Annotated in this window: 14 protein-coding genes; 7 read left to right on the top strand and 7 right to left on the bottom strand. The window is 49.0% G+C overall.

Annotated elements, in window-relative coordinates; genetic code table 11:
• Positions 1-97 precede the first annotated feature (97 nt).
• Complete coding sequence (locus QUB10_RS05280; protein ID WP_333200197.1) at positions 98-367, top strand: type II toxin-antitoxin system VapB family antitoxin; 270 nt, start codon at positions 98-100, stop codon at positions 365-367.
• A complete protein-coding gene (locus QUB10_RS05275; protein ID WP_333200195.1) occupies positions 364-783 on the top strand; it encodes a type II toxin-antitoxin system VapC family toxin in 420 nt (139 codons plus the stop codon). Before QUB10_RS05280 ends, QUB10_RS05275 begins: the two co-directional genes overlap by 4 nt.
• 224 nt (positions 784-1,007) lie before the next feature.
• Here the strand turns inward: QUB10_RS05275 and QUB10_RS05270 are convergent, their stop codons facing one another.
• From QUB10_RS05270 to QUB10_RS05260, 3 genes are all read right to left on the bottom strand, one after another.
• Positions 1,008-5,834, bottom strand: coding sequence for a glutamate synthase-related protein (locus QUB10_RS05270; protein ID WP_333200193.1), 4,827 nt, complete (start codon positions 5,832-5,834; stop codon positions 1,008-1,010).
• A 985-nt stretch (positions 5,835-6,819) separates the two neighbouring features.
• On the bottom strand, positions 6,820-7,221 hold the full coding sequence (locus QUB10_RS05265; protein WP_333200191.1) for a biopolymer transporter ExbD: 402 nt from the start codon (positions 7,219-7,221) through the stop codon (positions 6,820-6,822).
• Positions 7,205-7,864, bottom strand: a complete 660-nt coding sequence (locus tag QUB10_RS05260) for a MotA/TolQ/ExbB proton channel family protein (RefSeq protein ID WP_333200189.1) — start codon at positions 7,862-7,864, stop codon at positions 7,205-7,207. The genes QUB10_RS05265 and QUB10_RS05260 overlap by 17 nt, the downstream gene beginning before the upstream one ends.
• A gap of 764 nt (positions 7,865-8,628) precedes the next feature.
• Here QUB10_RS05260 and QUB10_RS05255 point away from each other — a divergent pair.
• The 3 genes from QUB10_RS05255 (at position 8,629) to QUB10_RS05245 (ending at position 14,059) form a co-directional block, all read left to right on the top strand.
• The gene (locus QUB10_RS05255; protein ID WP_333200188.1) at positions 8,629-10,194 is read left to right on the top strand and encodes a TonB family protein; all 1,566 of its coding nucleotides are present in this window, start codon (positions 8,629-8,631) and stop codon (positions 10,192-10,194) included.
• Positions 10,195-10,284: 90 nt separating this feature from the next.
• Positions 10,285-11,370, top strand: coding sequence for a hypothetical protein (locus QUB10_RS05250; protein ID WP_333200186.1), 1,086 nt, complete (start codon positions 10,285-10,287; stop codon positions 11,368-11,370).
• Between the two features lie 601 nt (positions 11,371-11,971).
• Entirely contained in the window at positions 11,972-14,059 is a 2,088-nt protein-coding gene (locus tag QUB10_RS05245; protein ID WP_333200184.1) for an acylase, read from the top strand.
• A 145-nt stretch (positions 14,060-14,204) separates the two neighbouring features.
• Here QUB10_RS05245 and QUB10_RS05240 read toward each other — a convergent pair whose 3' ends face one another.
• From QUB10_RS05240 to QUB10_RS05225, 4 genes are all read right to left on the bottom strand, one after another.
• The gene (locus tag QUB10_RS05240) at positions 14,205-15,491 is read right to left on the bottom strand and encodes an MFS transporter (protein ID WP_333200183.1); all 1,287 of its coding nucleotides are present in this window, start codon (positions 15,489-15,491) and stop codon (positions 14,205-14,207) included.
• 209 nt (positions 15,492-15,700) lie between these two features.
• On the bottom strand, positions 15,701-16,846 hold the full coding sequence (locus QUB10_RS05235) for a PepSY-associated TM helix domain-containing protein (RefSeq protein WP_333200181.1): 1,146 nt from the start codon (positions 16,844-16,846) through the stop codon (positions 15,701-15,703).
• Between the two features lie 298 nt (positions 16,847-17,144).
• Positions 17,145-19,967: a TonB-dependent receptor domain-containing protein gene (locus QUB10_RS05230; protein WP_333200179.1), complete on the bottom strand. Its 2,823-nt coding sequence runs from the start codon at positions 19,965-19,967 to the stop codon at positions 17,145-17,147.
• Positions 19,943-20,962 (bottom strand): RRXRR domain-containing protein, encoded by a 1,020-nt coding sequence (locus tag QUB10_RS05225; RefSeq protein WP_333200177.1) that lies wholly within the window; start codon positions 20,960-20,962, stop codon positions 19,943-19,945. The genes QUB10_RS05230 and QUB10_RS05225 overlap by 25 nt, the downstream gene beginning before the upstream one ends.
• Before the next feature lie 170 nt (positions 20,963-21,132).
• Here QUB10_RS05225 and QUB10_RS05220 point away from each other — a divergent pair, with 170 nt between their 5' ends.
• Both QUB10_RS05220 and QUB10_RS05215 read left to right on the top strand, forming a co-directional pair.
• On the top strand, positions 21,133-21,444 hold the full coding sequence (locus QUB10_RS05220; RefSeq protein WP_333200175.1) for a hypothetical protein: 312 nt from the start codon (positions 21,133-21,135) through the stop codon (positions 21,442-21,444).
• A gap of 540 nt (positions 21,445-21,984) precedes the next feature.
• Positions 21,985-24,100: fatty acyl-AMP ligase (locus QUB10_RS05215; RefSeq protein WP_333200173.1), on the top strand; the 2,116-nt coding region annotated here is incomplete at its 3' end.

Raw genomic sequence — 24,100 nt, 5'->3', positions numbered from 1 at the left:
AATGTTATATTTTAGATGGTCAACCTTTGAGAAAATAGAGAACAGTTTGGGATTGATTATATCTTATAATAAAACAACGGTTAAAAGAGGAAAGCAAATGGTGACGAACCTAAATGTGGATACGGCACTGCTGCAAGAGGCGATCGAACTGGAGCGAGAAATTGCGATCGAAACCTTAGTTGAAATCGCCTTGCGCGAATACATTCAACGCCGCAAACAGCCACAGAATCTCGAACTTAGCTTTGGAGAATCTCTCAGTGCATTTCGTGAAAAATATCAACTGCATGAACTGGGTTTAAATCCTGATGAAATTTGGGGAGAGGTTCGCGATCGAACTTTTGCAGGACGCGAGGTCATCTTTGAATGACGCTGCGTTATTTACTCGATACCAACATTATCTCCGAACCTCTTCGTCCTCTTCCGAATGCCAATGTGATGACTCAACTAATTGAGGCAAAATCCACTGTTGCGATCGCCTCGATCGTTTGGCAAGAAGTTCTGCTAGGCTGCTATCGAATGCCAGACTCTAAGCGCCGCCGCGCGATCGAAGCCTATCTTCAGGAAGAAGTGAAAGTAAAATTACCAATTTTACCTTATACCCAAGAAGCGGCTGAGTGGTTTGCTAAAGAACGAGCCAGACTTATTCCGATCGGTCTTACACCGTCTTATGCTGATGGGCAAATTGCAGCGATCGCGAAAGTCAATAATCTGATTCTGGTGACACGAAATGTTGCTGATTATGCAAACTTTCAAGATTTGGTGATCGAAAACTGGTTTTCTTAAACTTCATTCCTGCTTATTAAGCATCCCTTGTGGTATGAATCTCTCCCAGAAACGGGGTGAAGCATTTGGGCATAAAATCAAAGGAATTATTAAACCGCAGAGAGCGCAGAGGACGCTGAGGAAGAGAATAGAGAGATGAAAAATTTCGATACCAAGGGATTTGATATGAAGATGAAAAAAGGGGCAACTCGCGTCGCCCCTCACCTATTTAACCAGCTACAAAATTAAACTTCCACAGCAATCTTTTGTTCCGAAGCCTCCGGCGAATTCGCTTCACTCGGCGGCACAACTTGCCAGAACTTAGGCAAATATTCCGACCAATTTGCCAAAATCTTCTCAGCTTTCTTGCTGCCAGTTCGATCGCGCTGAGCCTCAATCAACTCCTTCAATTGCGCCTCCCCAGCCGCCGTACAAACGCGCTGCATCTTCACAATCTCCCCGTTGACGTGAGCCGGGAAAGTCCCGTCTTCATCGAGGAAATAACCCAAGCCGCCAGTCATTCCAGCGCCGACATTCCGGCCGACTTTTCCTAACACGACGATCGCGCCACCAGTCATGTACTCGCAGCAGTGATCGCCCGCACCTTCAATGACTGCTTTCGCCATCGAGTTACGCACCGCAAACCGTTCGCCAGCTTTACCCGCAGCCAACAGAGTTCCCCCCGTCGCACCGTACAAACAAGTGTTGCCGACGATCGCATTTTCGGAAGCATCATAAGTCGCACCAGCCGGCGGTGCGATCGCGATTTCGCCACCGTGCATCCCCTTACCAACGTAGTCATTGGCTTGGCCTGACAGCACCAGCGTCATCCCCGGCAAATTGAACGCGCCGAAGCTTTGGCCCGCGCTACCAGTGAAGTTGAGGGTGATTTGACCGCTAAAGCCCGTGTTGCCGTGTTGCTGTGCGATCGCACCACTGATTCTTGCGCCTACAGTGCGATCGGTATTCACCAATTTTACATTTTTGCTAACAGTGCCGTGATTGGCGATCGCACTTTGAATCTCCGCATCTGCGAGCAAATCGTCATCTAACACAGGCCCGTTGGTGTGTACGTCGCCGTGGATCAAGAAAGATCGATCGCTCTTAGTATCCGGTAACTTAGTCAAACAATCCAAATTAATCGCTTGGGTTTTAGTTAGTTGCACCCCATCGCGCATTTTCAGCAAATCCGCGCGGCCGATGATATCTGCGATCGACTTATAACCCAATTTCGCCAGCAAACTCCGCACTTCTTGTGCTACGAAATAGAAGAAATTAACAACGTGTTCCGGCGTTCCGGGGAACCGTTTCCGCAAGTGTTCTTGTTGAGTTGTCACGCCCACCGGACAACTATTCATGTGGCAAACGCGAGCCATAATACAGCCTTCTGCAATCATTGCCACCGTGCCGAAACCGTACTCTTCGCCGCCCATCAAAGCGCCTACAATCACGTCCCAGCCGCTTTTAAAGCCACCGTCAACGCGGAGCAAAACTCGATCGCGCAATTTATTTTCCATTAGCACCCGGTGAACTTCTGTCAATCCGAGTTCCCACGGAGAACCTGCGTGCTTAATCGAACTCAGTGGCGAAGCACCGGTGCCGCCGTCGTGACCGGAAATTTGAATCACATCAGCATTTGCCTTGGCGACACCAGCGGCTACAGTCCCGATGCCAACTTCCGACACCAACTTCACCGAAACTCCTGCTTTCGGATTGATTTGGTGCAAGTCAAAAATCAACTGCGCCAAATCCTCGATCGAATAAATATCGTGGTGAGGAGGAGGAGAAATCAGCGTAACACCCGGTTTCGATCGGCGCAAATAAGCAATGTACTCGCTCACTTTTGCCCCCGGCAATTGACCGCCTTCACCCGGTTTCGCACCTTGTGCGATTTTAATTTCGATTTGTTCGGCGTTCATCAGGTACTCAGGAGTCACCCCGAAACGCCCGGAAGCTACCTGTTTGATGGATGAAGAAGCTGTATCGCCGTTCTGCAAACCTTTTAAGTGAGGTAGCGTTTGTGAGAAACCAGCCGCGCTCACATCGTTTAGCACTTTGTAGCGCACCGGGTCTTCGCCGCCTTCGCCGGAGTTGGATTTGCCGCCGATGCGGTTCATCGCAATCGCTAGCGTTTCGTGGGCTTCCGGGGACAAAGCGCCGAGGGACATACCGCCGGTGGCGAAGCGTTTGACAATATCTGCTACAGATTCTACTTCTTCGATCGCAATAGAAGGGCGATCGCTCACAAAATCCAGCAAATCCCGCAAAGCCGTTACCGGGCGGTTTTCGAGCAGTTGCTTGTAAACCTCGTAGTGATCGTAAGCCGTTTCAGAATTTTTGTCACCAATTGGTGTCATTTTTGGTTCGGCGGCACTTTCACCATTTTTGTCACCAATTGGTGTCATTTTTGGTTCGGCCCCATTGCCATTACCGTTAGTCTGAGCCTTAAAAGTAGTCACAGCCTTGTGCAAAGCCTTCGCCATTTCCGGGCTGTTCATGTGATATTCACCACCACGGCGGTACTGCACGAAGCCGTAATTTTCCAGCTTTTTGAGGTGCAATTCTGGGAAAGCCTGACTGTGGAAAGACATTACCTCGTTAGCCAGTTCCGCCACACTCAAACCGCCGATCCGAGAAACAGTGCCTTTGAAGCCCAAATCTAGCAAATCAGCGCCAATGCCGATCGCCTCAAAGATTTGCGCCCCCTGATAGCTAGCCAGCAGTGAAATCCCCATTTTCGACATAATCTTCAGCAAGCCGTTTTCCACCGCTGTGCGGTATCTAGCTTGAGCCTGTGCCACGGTAATATTGGGAACTTTGCCGTGCTGCATCAAGTTTTGAGTCTTGCTGTCAGACCACCAGGCGCGCACGCTTTCCAATGCCAAGTAAGGGCAAACAGCCACCGCCCCGTAACCAATCAAACAAGCGAAGTGGTGAGTGCTCCAACATTGGGCGGTATCCACAACCAGCGAAGTTTGCATCCGCAGCCCGACGCTAATTAAGTGGTGGTGAACCGCACCAACTGCCAGGAAGGGCGGAATATAAGTGCATTCAGCACTCAATCCCACAGTAGATAAATCTCCCTCTTCCTTCTCCCCTCTTCCTTCTTCCTTCTTCCTTCTTCCTTCTTCCTTCGATGGTCGATCGCTCAAAATCAGAATTCTCGAACCCTCGCGCACCGAAGCAGCAGCCTTTTGACAAAGTTGCTCGACTGCTGTTTTCAAACCAGAAGGCCCGGCAGCAATTTTGTAAAGCGTTGACAATTCTGTAGCGGGGAAAGACTTTTGCTCTTTCAAGAAAGACAGTTCAGCGTCGTTGAGTACGGGAGAATCAATTTTCAGCCGCTTGGCATTTTCGGGTACTGCTTGCAGTAAATTGCCCCGCAGGCCCACATTCATCGTCAGCGACATCACCATCCCCTCGCGCAGGGGGTCGATCGGCGGATTTGTCACTTGAGCGAACCGCTGTTTGAAATAGTTGTACAGCAACTGAGGCTTTTCTGACAATACAGCTAAGGGAGCGTCGTCGCCCATGCAGAAAGTCGGTTCTTTCCCAGAACTCGCCATCTCGACGATCACCATGTCCAAATCTTCTGCTGTGTAGCCAAAAGCAGTTTGGGTTGCTAACAGCGTTTGCGAGTCGAGGGTTGCTGTTTCGGCAAAAGGCTGCGGCTGCAAGATTTCCCGGTTTTGTTGCAGCCATTCGCCGTAGGGGTGCCGCTTAGCAATGCGCTGTTTTAGTTGCCAATTTTTGAGAATTTCCTTAGTTTGCAGGTCAACTGCAATCATTTGTCCTGGCCCCAAACGGCCTTTTTCGACAATATCTGCTTCGGGAATATCCACAACTCCGGCTTCGGAGGCCACAATTACCAAACCGTCTTTAGTAATGCAGTAGCGGGCCGGCCGCAAACCGTTGCGATCGAGCGTAGCACCTACTTGTTTGCCGTCGCTGAACACCAGCAGTGCCGGGCCGTCCCAAGGTTCTTGAATGCCGCTGTAATATTCGTAAAAATCGACAATTTCTGGATAGTCAGCCAAATCCGGCTGATTTTTGTAGGCTTCTGGCACCAAAATTGTCAGGGATTCTAGGGGGGTGCGGCCGGAGTGCACCAACAATTCCATCACGTTGTCCAAGTTTGCCGAATCGCTGCTTTCGGGATTGACAATTGGGTTAAACGTGTCGATATCAGCTTGACTCCAATTCGGGTGAGCTAAATTCGCTTGCCGCGCCTTCATCCAGGTAATATTGCCCAACAGCGTGTTAATTTCGCCGTTGTGTCCCAGCAAGCGCATCGGCTGGGCCAAGTGCCAGCGGGGCATGGTGTTGGTGCTAAAGCGCCGGTGATAGACGGCAAAGGAGCTTTTATAAGCGGGATTTTTCAGGTCTTGGTAAAATTCTGCCAGTACGGCCGATCGCACCATGCCTTTATAGACGATCGTGCGGCAGGAGAAAGAGCAAGTATAAAAGTCTCGGCGGGTGAAGTTGGGGCGATTTGACAGGGCGTGTCCGATCGTGCGGCGCGCCAAAAATAGATGTTTGTCGAGTTCGTCTCCGGCTAAGTGCGGTGAACTGACAATTACTTGTTCGATTTGAGGTTGATTTTCTAGCGCTTGCTCGCCCAAAACCGATGGTACAATGGGAACTTGGCGCCATCCCAAAAGTTTCAGCCCGCGATCGGTCAGAACTTGCTCCACCACCTGCCGCGCTATAGTCGCTTGAAATTTATCTTGAGACAGAAACAGCATTCCCACGCCGCAGTTTTCCCGCGCGGGAGGCACAATTCCCTGTTCGGCAAACCAAGCATCTAGCAATTCCCAAGGAATCGCGGTCATCAAACCCGCACCGTCGCCGGAATCCGAGTCAGCGCTGCAACCGCCGCGATGTTCTAGACAAGTTAAAGCTGGCAGCGCTTTCTCAATAATCGAGTGGGTGGCTTCACCGCTTTGGTTGGCAATAAACCCCACACCGCAGGCATCTCTTTCTTCCACTAACCAGCTTTGGCCGGCGAATGGAGTTCCTCGCTCAGTCTGATGCACGTTTCTGTTTCTGTTTGGATCGATCGTGTTACCCATGTTGATTGAATGTTATTTCCGTGATTGTGTGATGGATGCGTTTTTATAGCTCGGAGAGAGAAGGCTGCCGAGCGGTGGGAGCCTAGTAAACTTTAAGACAGCACATTGTAAGCTGATTTGATAAAAATTTACGTCGATGCGGCCTGTACTTAGCACTGAAACCCTGTTTGCAGATTTTAAATTATCTCGCTCGCAGCGCCTCAGAGATGTCTCCTAGAATACCCTGCTGTTAAAAAGCAGTGATTCTTTGGGCGATCGCCGCCCTGCAACTAGATACATTGCAGGCGATCTAGTTTTTTGTGTGGGTTTTTCCTGAGTTCGGAAGGGTAGCCTTGCGGACTCAGGTAGATAGTAACTTTAGCGTTATTTTGCTGGCTGCGCTGTTGAGTTGCTTTCGTCAGCGCCTGCAGACACAAAATCCACCTGCCCGTTCAGTCGGTAGGTGCAATGTAGCAGCGCGGTTCACAACTCGTGAAACCTGTCTTATTGTGCAGTCAACTATCAAGCCGCGAACATCAAGTTTATCAAAAAATTGATAAAATTTCACCCATTGCACTCAGAGTTTCCGCGCAAGTCTTATAAGCGATCGTCCAGAACCCAGGCTAAGATGCCTAGCCGAAAAAGGTTGACAGTTGTCCATAACTGGAAATTACTCCCAGATATAGATGTTTCTAAAATTACTAAATCATATTGAGGTCTTATAGCGGTTCGATCGCGTTGTGAGGTATGGAGGCGAGTCCTATGCCCTATGCCCTATGCCTATGCCATTAGCCTATGCCTATGCCATTAGCCCACGGAGGCCTATGAACACCTCATGTTACTGAGAAAGGTTAGCGAACAGTAAATAATTTGCTTATTTTTGCTAACCTATGCTAATATTCTATACCTGGCATACGTCCCACTTAGAAAAGCAGTCGAATTTCAGTCTTGTCTTAGGGTACTCTGGCTGCTTAAAAACTGTCCGGAGTATTGTAAATTTAACTCTCTACTTTGTGGTAGCAATCCCTAACTTAGCTCCCTTAATTCGGCGTAATCGATCCATAACTTCCACCACATTTCCGTGATTGACGCTTTTATCAGCATTCAGCACAATTAATGAGTTCGGATTTGACCCCATCACCTGTCGCACCGTACTCTCAATCTGCTCTAAGTTGACTAACTTTTTATCAACCATTAATTTTCCATTAGGATCAATGGTGACGGTAATTTTAGCAGGCGAGTCCTGAACTTGAGAGGTTGAGGCTTTCGGTAAATTTACGGGTAGACCCTCGGATTTGGATAAAGACAGAGAGGAAACAATTAAAAACGTCAATATGGCGAAGACCACATCAATCATTGGCACGATGTTAATCTGGGGAATACTATCAGGTTCATCGGGTAGGCGCATAATTAGATTCTCTTGGTAATTTTTCGTAGCGGTGACGGTACAATAGCTCTAACTGGCCTCCAGCTTCCTGAATAAAAGCAATCTGCTGTAAGTAAAACCCGCGAAACATATTGGCAAATAAGAGTGTAAAGATTGCCACAACTAACCCTATTGCCGTAGAGACGAGGGCTTCGCTAATCCCAGAAGTAACGCCTGCAGCATTCGTGCCCGTGGCATTCCCCAGTTTGAGAGAACTAAAGGTAGTAATTAACCCCAAAACTGTTCCGAGCAACCCAAATAGTGGGGAAAGGCTGATAATGGTGTCAAATATTGTATTGAATCGCTTCAGGATGGGGATTTCTGCCTGAGCGCCACTCTCTAGGGCCAAACGAAATTCTTCGATGTTGGGCGAGTCTAATTCTAAAGCTTCTAAAAAAATCCGGGCTAGGGGCAAATCGCTGTTTACTTGTAACTTTTTGATGGCGGAATCCGGGTTTTGACTGTAAAGCTGTAGCACATCCCGCACGACTCGCCGCTGCCGCCGATTTACCCTAAACCAAAAGGCAAGACGCTCTATGATCAGCGCGACTGCTGCAATTGACGAGGCAAATAGCGGCCAAGCAACAATGCCTGCGGCGCGAAAAATGTAAATGAAATTATCCATTAGTTTGTATTCTCGTTAGCTGTGTTGAGTGATCGCAAGCTGCCTAATGGTGCAATTAGCCCGTGAGAAGGCTGGTAGAGTTTCTGCGTCAAGTCGGCACAAGTGATTCAGGCTGCGAATTGTTTCACTCAAGCGCGATCGCACGATCGCGATCGCACAAACGCACTACCTGACTATCTTCGTCTGTACCCAAAATGCTCCTAATGTGATCCCGACAGAGATCGCGACAGATTGTTCTGCCAGTGCTTCTTTGCTAAATATTTGCGTTAGGACTTGACAATAATCTTCAATAATTTAAAAGATTCTCAACTAGGTTTCCACAAAATTCAGGGTTTGTCAAGTCATGAACCACATTTAAATATAATAATTACCTATTTTTTATGAAAGATAGTTAATTTCTCCTTATTTAAAATTTTCATGAAAAGCTTGAGAATGTGGAATTTTGTTGGTAGATTACGGGCTAGAGTATTGCAGTTAAAGCATTTTTGAACCTTCCCCTACCAGAATCAGAACATTGACAGCGCCCATAAGAGCAAGGTAGACGCCCCCAAAGGAAATGCTGATTGGTAGCGTCTAGTCGCTATCTCAAAATTAAATAATGAAAATTAATTGCAAGAGTCTTGAACAGGGTGACAGTCTTCTTATAGGATGGGTAGGTTCATCAGTGATAGCAAGCTCAACCCGCAGTTGGTAGCTTGTTTCGGGTTATGTGGGGGAGCCAGCGAGGACGTTGCCAACCCATCCATCAAGGAGATTCATAAGGCATGAGTTTTTCAAATATTTCGGCGACGCAAAGACAACAACAAGAAGAAGCTCTCAAAAAAGTTCTGGCGCTCAGTCTGTTAGCCTCAACCTTCCTGCACGGTGTCGCGCTGCCGTTGAGCCTCAAGTTCGTCAAACCTGCTGAATTTGAAGAGGATGCAATTGAAATTGTTGTGCTTGATGAGCCAAAAGTAGAGGAAACCCAGCCAGAGCCGACTATTCCAGAAAAGGCATCTCCCCCGCCTGAGACGTTAAAACCAGAACCGCCACCAGAGCCAACTCCCGCAGAGGAGCAGCCGGTAGCGGCAACGCCCCCGCCGATTCCAGAGGAGTCACCGGTAGCGGCAACGCCCCCGCCGATTCCAGAGGAGCCACCCGTAGCGGTAACGCCACCGCCGATTCCAGAGGAGCAGCCGGTAGCGGTAACTCCACCACCAATTCCAGAGGAGCCACCGGTAGCGGTAACGCCACCACCAATTCCAGAGGAGCCACCGGTAGCGGTAACGCCACCGCCAACTCCTATCGAGCCTTCCCCCGCACCTCAACAGGATTTAAATTCCCCAGAAACTCCTAAAACCCCGATCGCCCAGGAACCCGAAACCCCTTCGCCCGATCCTCCAAAAAGCGAACCACCCGTTAGCGACTCCCGCCCCAAGGGTGCTGCGAGTCTCCCAGACTTTACAAAAGATGCTGGAAATCCCAACTCCTCCGACAGCCCTGAAAAAAATAACCCGCTCTCGTCATCTGCTTCGGCGGGTAGCGGGGAGCCTTCCTCACAGCCATTAAATCCTTCTTCCGGGCCATTGGCGCGATCGCCCGCGGCTGGCCCGCCAGTCACAGCTACTAGGCCAGGAGGCGGTGGCAATTCTGGAAGTGCGATCGGGGATCTCACAAACCCCTCCTCCTCTGATAGCCCCGGAGCAAGTGCGTCCAACTCACCATCGGGTGCCAGCGAAAATGGCAACATACCTTCCTCAGATCCATTTGCGACTGGTTCGGGGCGATCGCCCCGATCGCCTGCGACTGGCTCACCAGTCACAGCTACCAGGCCAGGAGGCGGCGGCAATTCTGGAAATGGGAGCGGAGGTTTAGGAAACCTCGCCTCATCTGGTAGCCCAGGAGGTGGAGGCCCAGGAGGCGGAAGCCCAGGAGGCGGAAGCCCCGGAGGAAGTGCGTCGAACTCATCACCCGGTGGAGGTGGAAATGGCGGCGGGGGTTCGTCAGGGCCATTTGGCAGCGGTTCCGGGCCAGTGCCAAAACCGACAAATCCAGGAAGAGGGGCGGGTCCTTCGCGCCCTCCGGGCGCGCCTCTGGGCACTTGCATTAGTGGCTGCGGTAAACCTGAATATCCGATCGCAGCCAGAGAAGAAGGGCGCCAAGGCCAAGTGGAACTCATTTGTGACATTGACCCCAACGGTAAGACCTTCAACATCAAGATCGTGACTCCTAGCAAATACAACGACATGAATCGCGCAGCGATGAAACAAGTACAAGAAAGGAAATATGCCCCATCAGAGAGTGGCATTCAAGGAGAAAGAATAGTCATTATCTTCCGGCTCACTGACTAGGGATTTTTTTGACAGTCTAGGAATTTGGCTGGGAATTCTCTAGCACCCTCCAAGGAATAGCAAAGTTAAAAGTTAAATTTTTTGTGAATTATGAATTTGGGAATGTCGTCAGCAATATTAAGTAAACTTCAGGGAGTTGGACTCGCTCTATTACTTGGTTCCAACTTGGGAATGGCTTTGTTGTTTGCCAACCCTCACAGCGCAATGGCAGGAGTAATTACTTTACCCGATGGCGGACGTTGCGAGGGAGAATTGAGTGAGGGAAAACTCAGCGGGCCCGGCAGTTGTCAATATGCCAACGGCGATCGCTACGAAGGCCAATTTCTCAACGGCAAACCTCACGGTCAAGGCATCTATACCTTTAAAGAAGAAGGTCGATACCAAGGAGAATTTGGGGATGGGGAATTCAACGGTCAAGGTGTCCGCGAATTTGCTAACGGCAATCGCTACGAAGGAAGTTTTAAAAACGGTGACTTCGATGGTACAGGCACTTTTACCTCAACTAACGGCATTCGTTACGAAGGCTCTTTTACGAGTGGTTCTCCCAGCGGTCGCGGGGCTTTTACGTTCAGTAATGGCACTCGATGCGAAGGAGATATTAAAGAAGGAAAAGTTAACGGCAAAGGCGTCTGTCAATATGCTAATAAGAACCGCTACGAAGGAGAGTTGCTGAATAATGTGCCTCACGGACAGGGAATTTATACCTTTGCGGTCGGAGGGCGTTATGAGGGGCAATTTAGTGAAGGGCAGTTTCACGGTAAAGGGGTTCGCGAATATCCGAACGGCAACCGCTATGAAGGAGAGTTTATGAAGGGCAACATTCAAGGTCAGGGGTTGTTTACTTTTAAAGAAGGGGGACGTTATCAAGGCCCGTTTGACAATGGAGAATTTAGTGGTGAAGGTGTCCGTGAGTTCGCCAATGGAAATAGCTATAAAGGCACTTTTGTTAAGGGTAAGATGAGCGGGAAAGGAGTTTTCATTTTTGCGAATGGCGATCGCTGCGAAGGAGAATTTAGCGATGGTCAGTTCAACGGCAAAGGTACCTGCATTTACGCCAATGGCGATCGCTATCAAGGTGAATTCCTCAACGGTCAGAAACACGGGCAAGGTTCTTATCTATATGCAGATGGGACGAAAGTAGAGGGAACTTGGCAACAGGGGCAGCTTAAAAAATAAGCTTATAACTCACATCTTGCACCATTCTCAGCAACAGGCTTTTCGGCCTGTTCCACAAGAAAATTTATCTTTTGTGGAACAGGCCGAAAAGCCTGTTCATAAAAGGCTAATTGAGAATGGTGCAATATCTCAGTTATATCGTTTCCGGTTGCATCGGAATGATTTAACCGCAGAGGGCGCAGAGAACGCAGAGGGAGAGAATACAGAGATGAATACAGGACGATGCTACCGGATTTGATATTATCACCTATTTCTCCTTACTTGTTTGCCCCCCTCCTCACCAATGACATTAATGCGCTTTCTAGCCGGCACACCGACGTTTTATAGTCTTTTTAATTTGGTGAGCGTAGGGGAGGAGTTTTAATACCACATCCGATTTACATAGAGTGTTTTTTCTGATTTTCTGGAGTTCTCGAAGAGGTATTATTTTTTTAACTGCAGATGGACGCAGATAGACGTAGATAGGTTAGCTTTTTGGGCATCGGATTTGGTATAATTTTCTCTCTCTCCCTAAAAGGGATTTAAATCCTCGGCGTTTTGTTCGTGCAGCTTGTTGAAAATGCTGTTATGTCTCAGTTTAACCCTAGCCAATTAATTTCCAGTGTTTCTACAACTAAAAAAACAAGGCCGGCGGATTGTCTCGTTATTGATGAGTTTTATTTTAGTTTTGCTTCTAAATAATGGGGTTCAATCCTCGCCAGAAATCGGCAATCAAATTCTTTGGGATACCTATGGAATTCCACATATTTATGGAGAGAATACTAAAAGCCTTTTCTACGCTTTTGGGTGGGCGCAGATGCAAAGTCACGGTAATCTGATTTTGCGTCTTTACGCACAAGCTCGCGGGCAAGCTGCCGAGTTTTGGGGCGAAGATTATCTGGAATCCGATCGCTGGGTGCAAACTATGGGAATTCCTAATCGCGCAAATGCGTGGTATGAATCACAAAATCCCATTTTTCGCAACTATCTCGATGCTTTTGTTGGGGGAATGAATGCCTATGCAAAAGAACACCCAGAGGCGCTCACCAAAGAATTAAAAGTAGCATTGCCTCTCAAACCGGTAGATGTATTGGCACACGCGCAACGTGTCATCAATTTTACTTTTATAGTCGAGCCAGAGCGCATTGAAAATCTCGCTGAAAATGACACATCCAAAGGCTCTAATGGTTGGGCGATCGCTCCTTCGCGCTCTGAAAGCGGCAATGCCATGCTATTGGCAAATCCTCACCTTCCTTGGTCGGATTTATATTTATGGTACGAAGCGCAACTGATTGCCCCAGAAATTAACGCTTACGGAGCGACTCTCGTCGGATTTCCTGTATTAACGATCGCCTTTAATGACAACTTGGGATGGACTCATACTGTCAACACTCACGATGGCTGGGATGCCTACGAATTGCCCCTCGCTAACGATGGCTATCGCTTCGATGGCAAAATCCGCAGTTTTGACAGAGAAGAGAAGGTTTTAAAAGTCAAAGAAAAGAATGGGAATTTGCGATCGGAATCTCTAGTCGTGCGGCGTTCTGTTCACGGGCCGATTATCACAGAAAAGCAGGGCAAAGCGATCGCCCTGCGCGTTGTCGGACTCGATAAACCAGCAGCCCTTCAGCAGTGGTGGGATATGGCGCGCTCAAAGAATTTTTCTGAATTTGAAGCCGCTTTAAAGCGCTTGGAAATTCCCATGTTTACCGTCATGTATGCCGATCGTGAGGGGCATATCATGCACTTGTTTAACGGTCAAGTACCCATTCGCAAAAACGGAGATTTTAAATACTGGTCAGGCACGATTCCAGGCAATACATCAGAGACTTTGTGGAGCAAAAATCATCCCTATGCGGATTTGCCGCGCGTTGTCGATCCGCCCAGCGGTTGGTTGCAAAATACTAACGATCCTCCTTGGACGACGACTTTTCCCAGCGCGATCGCACCGGATAATTATCCCGCCTACATGGCACCGCGCGGCCCGATGGATTTGCGATCGCAGCGATCGGCAAAAATGCTCTTAGAAGATGAGAAAATCTCTTTCGATGAATTGATGCAATACAAACATTCTACTCAGGTAGAACTCGCCGATCGCCTCCTCGATGATTTAATTCCCGTCGCACGGCAAGGCAGTGAAAAAGCGCGCCGCGCTGCGGAAGTTCTCGCCACTTGGGATCGGAAAGTCGATGCTGACAGTCGCGGTGCGGTGCTGTTTGCCTTTTGGAAACAAGCGATGGATGCTGATGAGTTATTCGCCAAACCTTGGAGCGAAGATGCGCCACTAACGACGCCAGACGGGTTGGCAAATCCTGCGGAGGCGGTGCGGGTGCTGTCCGCGACAGCAACCAAAGTTGAGGCGACTTATGGCGCGTTAGATGTCGCATGGGGGGAAGTCTTCCGATTGCCTGGGGAGGCGAATCTGCCTGCAAATGGAGCTGACGGTGCTTTGGGTGTATTTCGCTCAGTATGGTTCGCTGCTGGGAAGAACGATCGCTTTCAAGCGGTTGCGGGCGATTCTTTTGTCGCCGCGATTGAGTTCTCAAATCCGGTGAAAGCGATGGCGCTAAACAGTTACGGCAACGCCAGTCAACCTGGTTCGCCCCACGCAGGCGATCAGTTGCAGCTTTTTGCTCGCAAACAATTGCGCCCTGTATGGCGATCGCGATCGGAAATTGAAGCTCACTTGAGTTTGCGCCAGAAACTATAGCAGAAGGAAGTTCGGCAACGGATTTTGTAACGGATGTAACGGATGTTCGGCAGCGGATTTTGTAACGGATGTAACGGATGTTAGTCCGATGGAAGTCGGAAGAGGGAAGAGGGAAGAAGTTAAAAGACCTCTTTCTGTTTCCCCTTTACGCATCGCGCAGCAGGCGGCAAGCATAGCCACCGACTGCTACGAGCAATAAGCCCAGGGCGGAGATAGCGTATAACAAAGCCATGCCAGCACCGGCACCTGTCCCGATAATTGGGCCAAAAATAGCTGCTAAAAAACCTCCCGGTTGCATGGCGGGTTCAAAGACGCGATCGGCAAGTGGGCCTGCGATCAATAAACCGATCGCTGACGCCAATTGCACGATAACTGCTCTGGTAGCAAAAACACGCCCCTGTACCTCTGGTGCGACTTTCGCCAGCCAAATCGCCTCGTTGGAACTGCCGAGGATGGGGAAATTGAAAGACGAACAAAATTGAGCGGGAATCCAGATGGAAAGCGCCTGACCGAAAGCAAAAACTATTTTACTCAAGCCCGCACCTGCCATGCCGAGCAGAAAGCCCCGGATTCGGCGTTTGGGGCCGCCCCAAATACTGACGATCAATGCTCCTAAAACGCCGCCTGCGCCGGCGGCTGAAAGGATAGTACCGAGGATTCTGGCATTGTTGCCGGTGCGTGCCAGAATCATCGGTGAGTAGAGGGCAGCGCCGATGTCGTGAGCAAACCAGAATAGCGAAACGGACACCAGCAAGGCAAGCAGGCTGGGACGCTCGACGATGTAGCGGAATCCGAAGCTGAGTTCTTGCAACAGGTGGGGGCGAGTCGGCTGGGGATTGGAGGCGATATTGCTCCGCAACGCTGGCGCGATCGCGGGCTGTGGTATTTTGACACATACTAGGGTGGCGATCGCGATTGTAAAAGTTGCCAGGTCGATCGTAAAAATCCCGCCGGGCCCGATCGCAGAATAGAGAATCCCCGCCAGCGTCGGAGCAATAATACTCGCGCCGTAATTTGCCAAAAAACTTAAACTGCTAGCGCGGCTGTAATGCTTTTCTGGCATCATTGTGGCGATGGCTGCTGAGTAAGCTAACTGCTGAATTTGGTCAAAAATTCCGTTAACCGCAGCCGCTACATATAAATGCCATAGTTGCAGGTTTTGGCTGATATAAAGTAATAGGATAGTGAGCGTTAACAAAGCTGAAACCGAATCGCCGATCGCCATCAAAAATTTTCGATTCCAGCGATCGACGAGAATGCCAGCAACCGGAGCAAGCAAGATGCGCGGCAATTGAGTAAAAAACATCAACAAAGCCAAAGCTGTCGCTTGACTGGTGGACTCCCAAATCCAAATAGTCAGCGCAAACGCGGACATAGCGCTGCCAATCATCGAAGCAGTTTGTCCGAGCCATAGTTGAATAAATTTTTGCATGAAATAGGCGATTGATAGAATTTAAAATTCAGAGGATAGGGGTTTTTAGGCAGGAGAATGATATCAAATCCGTTAGCATCGGAATAGTAAATTCGAGTTCACTGTTGACTTTTCACTGTTCACTGTCAACAGTCAACCGTCAACAGTCAACATCATTCCGGTGTAACCGGAGATGATATGCACCCGCATAAAATCCCACGCCGCTCTCATTAAAACCAAGGCCATTGCTGGCTAAGTGGAGATAATTTTTCATATTGCTGTCTCGCCTCCTTACGGTAAAATTTCGCCAAGTGCCGCTGCCGCCACATCATTACACCCGTAACAAACAGTACGATCGCTGCTAATCCTGCGATCGTGTGTACAAGTCGCAAGTAAATTCCGCCATAGCTGCCAATATGTAGCGGATAAAGCGAGTTGAGAATTCGATTTGCTACAGAAGCTGAATTTACACTATCAGCCTGTAATATTTCGCCACTGTATTGGTCGAGATAAATGGTGCTAATCCCGTTTGGGTGCGGATCATTGGGAAATTTTTTCCGTACTTTAAAAGTTGCTTCAGGCGTCAAAGGCAGAGAAATAAAAGTAGTTTTAGCTTCCGGCCAAACGGTATTAACTTGGTGTAATATTTCGTCAAGGTTTTGCCTCGAACTGCTAGAGTGGGGATGAGAAGTCAATGCTGGCTGTGGCTTTTCATTCGTTAGCCAATACAGAGTCGATTCAACCGGCGCGTAAAAAATTATCGCTGTCCCTGTAGCGGAGATGAGTATGAGAAAAGCGACCGATACAATGCCCGAAACGTTATGTAAATCAAATACAGTCCGCTGCCAGTGAGCTTTCCAATTAATTGAAAATCCGCGAGCCAAATTGCGCCAACCAGTCCACAATACCAAGCCACTAAAAGTTAGTCCTAGCATTACTATACCGCAAATACCTACAACAAGATGACCGAATTCTCCTCCCGCTAATTCTGCGTGTAACGTAAAAACCAAACCTGTAAAAGTTTCTTTCCCAAGGCGCGCACCCTTAATTTCTCCACTGTAAGGATTGACATAAACGCTAACTACTTCCTCACTCTTTGACAGCATCGAAACTTGGCAAACTTCCTTCGCTTTTCGGGGCAGCAAGATACTAAGAGCTTGATTTTGCGGATAAGCTTTTTCGACAATATGCAGGACATTTTCCAGCGGTATTCGTTCGGCTTGAGGAATTACTTGCAGGAGTTGGGGATTGAAGAACCGCTCGATTTCAGGCCCGAAAACCAGTAAGCTGCCCGTTAAAGCAATTACTGCTAGAAATATTCCTACCACCAACCCCAAATACAAGTGCAGTTTGAATGCAAGTTTGCGGAAATTCATCTCGAAATTTTCCTCGAAGCCGTTATTTGTAAGGGTCGTGCCCCCGTGCCGACCCCTCCCCACTAAGTATTTCAGGGATTGGGGCAGCCACGGGGGGCTGCCCCTACAAGAGAATGAAACAGCCCTCCTGCCTTAGCAAGGGGGTAGATTTCTAACTAGCAACAAGGGTCTCTCTGAGGGAGAGCCACCCTTGTGATCATTACTAGAAAAAACACCTGATAGCGAGAGTTAAGGGGCCAGCGCTTTCCTCGCAAGTCCCTACTTTTTCATCAGTAGGAAATCCACAGCCGATAAATAATTACCAGTTAAGGCGGTAATTAACACTGAGAGTCAAACCTCTCCCTGGAAAATTAGAGCTGTCCGATCCAAATCCAGCTAAGTATTGGGAGATCACGGGAAAATATTGATTATTCAATAAATTCTCGACTTTGATTTGTAGCAGCCCAGAGCCAATTTTAACCGCGCTGACGTAATCCAGTGTGAGATAGCTGCTGATCGGGCCGCCATCCGAGCCGTCTTTGAAGGCTTGATCGCGATTGCCAGAATATAATAACTGTAACCGATTGTTCCATCCCGGCAAAGTTTCGTTTTGAACATAAGCTGTTAGCTTGAGGGGTGGAATTCTGCTGCTATCGAGGGCGATGTAACGGTTGTCCTCCTCATATTCGCCATGAAGATAGGTAGCAGTCCCGCCGATCGACCATGCTCGTGCAGGTTGCCAATCCACAGTCCCTTCTAAGCCGTAAATGCGTTCTGGGGCGCGGATTAGTTCCAGGCGACCTGTGTTGCCAACTGGTTGAAAACTGATTCCTAGATCGGAGGTATTGTAAAAAGCGGCAAGCGACATTTGCACGGATCGCCACCCTCCTCGAATGCCAATTTCGTAGCTGTTGACTTTTTGCGGTTGAGTTACTTCTAACGAAGATTCAATTCCCACAAAATCGTCGGGGGGTTGGCGGAGAATGCGGCCAAAATCTGGAACTGAGAAACCTTGAGAAAAGTTGCCAAATACGTTGAAGGTGTCATTAATTTTATAGACAGCCCCTGTATTAAATAGGGTGGCGTTAAATTTGCGATCGCCTCCTTCGATCTGGCGATCGTTAAAAGTGGTATAATCATTGACGTTTAACCCGACGCGTTCGTGACGTATCCCCCCACTTAGAATCACGATATCGTCAATATTCCATTCCAATTGACCGAAAAAGCCAAGGCTGTTGTAAGTGTAAGGAGGGACGAAAGGACGCTCGGAAATTTTCCGGTAAACCCTGCCACCACTTGCGTCAACTCTCTCTGGGTCGTACAGGTCGAAACGCTGTTTACTATCTTCAGTAACATAGTCAGAACCCCAAGTTAATCGAAGATTTTCGGCACTGGATAAAGGAGTGGTGACCGCAAGCCTTCCTCCTATTTGTTCGTTTTCGGCTCGCGAACGAGCAACGCCGACAAACGGGCCAAAGAAATCGGACGTGCGAAAATCAGAGGGAACACTTACATTGGAATTCGTTCGATAGTAAATTTGACTTTGAAGGCTGCTGCCAAAAAGGTTTTGGTTGGTGTAACTGAGGTTGAGCTGTGTACTTCTATTTCCCGGTGTTTCCCCGTCAATATCCAAATCTCCGGTTCGGATGGCGCGGGCTTTTTGCCGTCCTTCCTGGTCGTCAACACTAAAGTCTGGAATCACATTGGGATCTTGAGTTTCCCGATAGTGATTGACAGTTAGTTGCAGCCGCTGGTTGGTGTCCAAATCTACCCCGACTTTGCCCATCACGTTGAAGAGGGTGCTGCTATCTCCGCCGAGTTCAAAATAGGGAATGCGCGAGCCTTTGGCATCGTAAAAAGCTCCACTTCTAGAGAGCGAGACAGTGCCCGTCAGATCGACATTGCCACTTCGGCCCGAAACCGTCTGCTGAGCGTTAAAGCTTAGAGCATCATCCGTGTTTGTTAAACCGCTACTGACGCCCACTTCAGTAACAGCACTTAGCCTTTCCTCAGTTGGCCGACGAGTAATAATATTAACCACGCCACCTGTAGCCTGAGCGCCGTAGATTGCTGTAGACCCCCGCACTACTTCAATGCGTTCGATCGCGCTAGGATCGATGTTTCTAAATTCTCTGCCAAACGATTGAAGATTGGTCGTTTGTGGCACGCCGTCAATCAGAACGGAAACGTCCCTACCCCGCAAAGTTTGTCCATAAGTGGCAGTCAATTGAGTCGGGGGCGCGAAACCGGGAACCTGATTTGCCAGAGCTTCCCCGATATTTCTTGATTGCCCTACCTGCTGCTGAAGTTCTTCGGAGTCTACCACCGTTATAGAGCGCGGCACGTTGGTCACTCTTTCTGCGGTTCGTGTTGCAGTGACGACGATTTCAATCGGGTCTCTCCCCGCCTGTGGCGTCCCAGGTGGCTGCGCTGTCGGGGGCAAGGGTGATCCGGGTGTCCCAGGTGGCTGTGCTGTAGGCGGCAAGGGTTCTCCGGGTGTCCCAGGTGGCTGCGCTGTCGGCGGCAAGGATTCTCCGGGTGTTCCAGGTGGCTGCGCTGTCGGCGGTAAAGGTTCTGCGGGTATCTCTACCTGCTGCCCTGTCTGTGGGAAGGGTGCTGCAGGTGCCCCCGGCCGCTGTGTTGTAGGAGCAGGTGCCCCCGGGCGAGCCGTCATCTCCGAGGTGGGTTTTAAGCTGAGAATCAGACCCGCAGCATTAGGAATCACCCGTGCCACTGGTTGACCCCTCTCGCCAACGACTTTGATTCGGATGCTGTTGTTATCTAAAGGAGTAACGGTGACAAAAGCAATTCCGGCTGCAGGCTTGTCTTGACGAAACTCATTTCCCCCCGGTAGTCGCAGTTGAGCGGTGATGACATCAGCTTGTAAAGTTTCGCCAAAGCTGGCGCTGAAGACTTGCAGGGGTCTTCCATCTTCAGTATCTAGGATGATTTCAATGCCTTCTGACGTGGGGTTGAGGCGAACGCCCGTCACCTGCGCGATGTTAGAAGCGCACACCGGCCCAGCGACTAACGCCGACACGACTCCTGCCAGCCCAAGGCTATTTAATAATTGCTGCGATCTATTCATCAGAAAAATGGGTTTGAAACCCCGTCCTTCTAGGACGGCTTTACAGTTCGCCATGAGTTGTAAGCCAGAAACTTACAATCCGTGGGCTTTGCGTTTTGACACAGGCGTTTTCCTGTACCAAGACTGTGCAGGCTAATGCGAGATTTTTTAGCATCTTCGCCACCTACGTAACACTTTCCATACTTAGGATGCTTGACAATCCCCCCACGCTTCAATCCTTGCGACATGGAGCCACCGTAAGGACGGCGATATCCGTTTTTCCCAGGGTTAAAAACGTGCAATTGCCTGCGATAAATGCGGATGGGCTTACATTCCATCACCACCATATTTTCTGGTGATCTATCGCCACCTACCAACAGGTAAGCTAGCACCCAAGAATCGACACAATGGGCATCAAAAACATTGGATAACTTGACCTTAGATTTTTTGAGACCTAATTCTTGACGAGTTAAGTAGGTGTGGCTATAGCCATCAAATTGGGTGAGAGGTGCAATTCTTTCCAACTCGGAATAACACCATTTTTTGCCAACTTCTAAGGGCGAAAATGACTTATTCCATTTGCGACAACCTTTTTTGGTCAATGCTTTTACATCCTCAATTCCAATACCTGAGAGGGGAAAGATGGTATCAAAAACTTTGACTACTCGGATTTTGAATTGCCAGCGCGCCTTAGTGCTTGGAGGAATCCCGCCACGCTTACGGTTTTTACGAGGTTGGCGACAAGGTGTTTTTCGATTGCGCCTTGCACGTCTGGCGTTTGTACTTGTCTCCTCAGCCTCTTTGACCCAATCAACAGCATGAAACTGCTGATTTAAGTAGGTATGAGCTTTTGATTTGACTGTGTACCCCTCACGTTTAGAACCCGGATCGATTCCAACTGCTACGGGTTGAGTATGACGATTTGAAGGTTCAACGTTTAAGCGAACACAAAATATCCCTTTACGGAAAAATGGTGTTGCTTTTCCAGATTTAATCCAACGCTCTGCCCTTGCGGGTGTTGTTGGCATTAAAGGACGTTGATCAAAGTCCACTACAGGAACGTATTGCATGGTGTTTGTTTGGCGATAAACCTAACTGTTTAATTTCCTTCGACTTTGACTAACGGAGTGGTTACGGGTTAGGAAGAGCGCCTGTAACGTCCAATGAAAGTGCCACCTTCAGTTAGTTCAAATTGGCTTCTCGGCCGTTGTCTAGTCCTACTTGCGCTTGTGTTCTACCTATGGCTTGGTTTCCCTACAAGCCCCATCCCTTTAGGGTGGGGTTAGTGACTACTCTTGAATCAACAATTGATAGAACTTCGGATATGTGGTTTGCGTTGCTTGCACAACACAATGTGTCAGAGCATTGCTGCTCTACTGTGGCTCCAGAAACTGACCTGCGGAAGATACGACCTAGTTGTCGGGCGCAGTTCGATCCGATTCTCCCGTCGCTAGCAGCCTTTGTCTGGGAACACAGCAGGCGCGTGAGGGCGAAAGCCTCAGTCCGGTGGCGCTCTGGACGATCGCCCACGGTTGGCACCTTCCTCGGTTAAAGGAAGTAGTCGCTGGCCTCTTAATGAGAAAGTGCCTTAATTAGATAACAGAGCACTCACATCTGTCAAGAGTTTACTAATGAAAACTAATTTCATTTTAAGATAGGGGGTCTTACCCCCTATGTAGTTATGCAGCACTTTCCTATTATGGTTGCTGTCAGGGCTAGACAAACGATCGCCTAAAATGCTATGGCAAGAGTTAGAAAAGATTGTCAGATAGGAAACAGAGGAGTCAACAAATTTTCTAAAAGACTCTTGACAATAAATCTCATCTAGCCTACTATGCTTAAAGTCGATAGCCGTAAAGCCCCTGAAGCTGATATCGAAGCTGGCTCGGACTAAAATCGCCCCGGAGCCATTGCCGAACAGCCCGATCGACAACAAAACGTGAAAACAAGCGCTAATACCCAGATTGAAGACTCAAACGCGCTGATGAGAGACTCGTAACGCCCGACGACTGTTCACAGAAAGTCTATGTGGAAAGAATTTGGCGGAACTGGTTGGCGTACTGCAAACAAGATTTATAGGTAAAAAGAATCGATGAGTGACGCAAGCATTAAGGGAAACCAACTCACCGAAAGTTGTACCAATTTAGTAGAACTCCTACAAAACAGAGCACTACACCAACCAGAGCAGAAATATACATTTCTGTTAGACGGAAAAACTGAAACCGCCAGTTTGACTTATCGAGAGTTAGATGCGATCGCCCGATCGCACGCCGTGCGACTTCAGACATTGGGAGTCACTGGCGAACGAGCCTTACTGCTTTTCCCGCCAGGATTGGACTATCTCGCCGCCTTTTTTGGATGCTTGTACGCCAAAGTGATCGCGGTTCCCCTCTATCCGCCGAAGCTGAAACGGAATTTAGCGAAAATAAGTGCGATCGCCAAAGACGCAGGAGCAACTGTTGCGATCGCTCCCGCGCGATACTTGGAAAATTTAGAGCAGCTATGCGAGCAAGCGCCGGAACTCAAAGGGCTGCACTGGCTGACAGCAGAAGCGCTTTCGGATGACGGCGAAAAGTGGCAGCAGCCAGCGATCCATCCCGACGAAGTAGCTTATCTTCAGTACACTTCCGGCTCAACCTCCACCCCCAAAGGCGTAATGGTGAGCCACGCCAACGTTTTATACAACATCGAATACATTCACCGAGGCTTTCAGCACGATTCCGAAAGCGTTGCGGTAACGTGGCTTCCCCCCTTTCACGACATGGGGTTAATTGACGGATTGCTCAAACCTTTGTATCTGGGAATTCCCTCTTACTTCATGCCGCCAGCGGCGTTTATTCAGAACCCGATGTGCTGGTTGGAAGCGATTTCGCGCTACAAAGCTACCCACAGCGGCGGGCCAAATTTTGCTTACGACTTGTGTGCTAGCAAAATCAGCAAAATGTTGCTAGCACAATTTGAGGATGATTATTGTGGGGTAGGCGTCGGGCCTGCTGTGAAAATACACCGGACGGGCGGGACGCCCATCCCACAAAACAATCAAAATCATCCCGCTATTATGCAGCGCGAAATTTTGGGCGATGACCAAAAAAGGCTCGACTTGAGTAGTTGGCGCGTGGCCTATAACGGCGCAGAACCGATCCACAAAGAAACCCTAGAGCGATTTACCAAAGCTTTTGAGCCCTGCGGTTTTCAGGCGGATGCCTTTTGTCCTGCTTACGGAATGGCAGAAACTACGCTAAAAATTGCCACGGTTCGCAGCGGCGCAACACCGACTTTCTTACCTGTTGACGCGGGGGCGCTGGAAAATAATCACATTGTAGAAGTTGTCGAAGGCGAGGGGGGCGCGAGAACTTTAGTCGGCTGCGGTTTCCCTGAATTTGGCACTAAAGTTGCGATCGTCAATCCCGAAACTCTGACACAATGCCAGCCACAGGAAGTCGGAGAAATTTGGGTAGCTGGCGAAACAGTTGCGCGAGGCTATTGGAATCGCCCAGAAGAAACAGAAAAAACCTTTCAAGCATATCTTTCAGATACCAGCGAAGGGCCCTTTTTGCGAACAGGAGATTTAGGCTTTTTACGAGACGGAGAACTGTTTATTACAGGGCGACTCAAAGATTTGATTATCATCCGAGGTCGCAATCTTTACCCCCAAGATATAGAAAGAACAGCAGAGCGCAGCCATCCCAGTTTGCGGCAAGGGGCGATCGCCGCATTCTCGGTGGAAGTCGCAGGCGAAGAACAGCTCGTTATCGTGCCAGAATTACAATCTCGCAAAGCGCCGGATCATGCCGAGGAAATTATCAGCGCCATCCGCTCTAGCATTGCTCAAGAATATGAAGTGCAAGTTTATGGAGTAGTGCTGATTAAGCCGGGAAGCATTCCGAAAACGACTAGCGGTAAAATTCAACGTCGCGCCGCCTATGCTGACTTTCTAGCTGACAATTTGGAAGTTGTCGCCAGTAGCATTTTAGAGTTAGCTGATTTTGGTGAAATAGAGAATCGCCTCACGCGAGAAAATCTGCTGACAGCCGACTTAGAAGAACGGCAGTCGCTGCTTGAGGCTTACCTTTGGCAGCAGGTAAACCGCCGGGGAATGAATTCCCCGGCTAATAGCCAAAGTCGGCTAAAACTGATATCTTGCACCATTGTCAAGAACGGGCAAGATGCCCGTTCCACAAAGAATGAGTTTTCTTGTGGAACAGGCA

Source organism: Microcoleus sp. B5-D4 (assembly GCF_036705145.1).
In the GTDB taxonomy this organism is placed as follows: Bacteria; Cyanobacteriota; Cyanobacteriia; order Cyanobacteriales; family Microcoleaceae; genus Microcoleus.
The sequence above is the reverse complement of the archived record's forward strand: the minus strand, read 5'-3'. Positions and strand labels throughout refer to the sequence as shown.

What these genes read in the sequence shown, in the direction of transcription:
- QUB10_RS05280 (WP_333200197.1), top strand. Translation starts at nt 98, where the DNA reads ATGGTGACGAACCTAAATGTGGATACGGCACTGCTGCAAGAGGCGATC.
- QUB10_RS05260 (WP_333200189.1), bottom strand. Translation starts at nt 7,864, where the DNA reads ATGGATAATTTCATTTACATTTTTCGCGCCGCAGGCATTGTTGCTTGG.
- QUB10_RS05255 (WP_333200188.1), top strand. Translation starts at nt 8,629, where the DNA reads ATGAGTTTTTCAAATATTTCGGCGACGCAAAGACAACAACAAGAAGAA.
- QUB10_RS05270 (WP_333200193.1), bottom strand. Translation starts at nt 5,834, where the DNA reads ATGGGTAACACGATCGATCCAAACAGAAACAGAAACGTGCATCAGACT.
- QUB10_RS05230 (WP_333200179.1), bottom strand. Translation starts at nt 19,967, where the DNA reads ATGGCGAACTGTAAAGCCGTCCTAGAAGGACGGGGTTTCAAACCCATT.
- QUB10_RS05250 (WP_333200186.1), top strand. Translation starts at nt 10,285, where the DNA reads ATGAATTTGGGAATGTCGTCAGCAATATTAAGTAAACTTCAGGGAGTT.
- QUB10_RS05265 (WP_333200191.1), bottom strand. Translation starts at nt 7,221, where the DNA reads ATGCGCCTACCCGATGAACCTGATAGTATTCCCCAGATTAACATCGTG.
- QUB10_RS05220 (WP_333200175.1), top strand. Translation starts at nt 21,133, where the DNA reads ATGGCTTGGTTTCCCTACAAGCCCCATCCCTTTAGGGTGGGGTTAGTG.
- QUB10_RS05225 (WP_333200177.1), bottom strand. Translation starts at nt 20,962, where the DNA reads ATGCAATACGTTCCTGTAGTGGACTTTGATCAACGTCCTTTAATGCCA.
- QUB10_RS05275 (WP_333200195.1), top strand. Translation starts at nt 364, where the DNA reads ATGACGCTGCGTTATTTACTCGATACCAACATTATCTCCGAACCTCTT.
- QUB10_RS05240 (WP_333200183.1), bottom strand. Translation starts at nt 15,491, where the DNA reads ATGCAAAAATTTATTCAACTATGGCTCGGACAAACTGCTTCGATGATT.
- QUB10_RS05235 (WP_333200181.1), bottom strand. Translation starts at nt 16,846, where the DNA reads ATGAATTTCCGCAAACTTGCATTCAAACTGCACTTGTATTTGGGGTTG.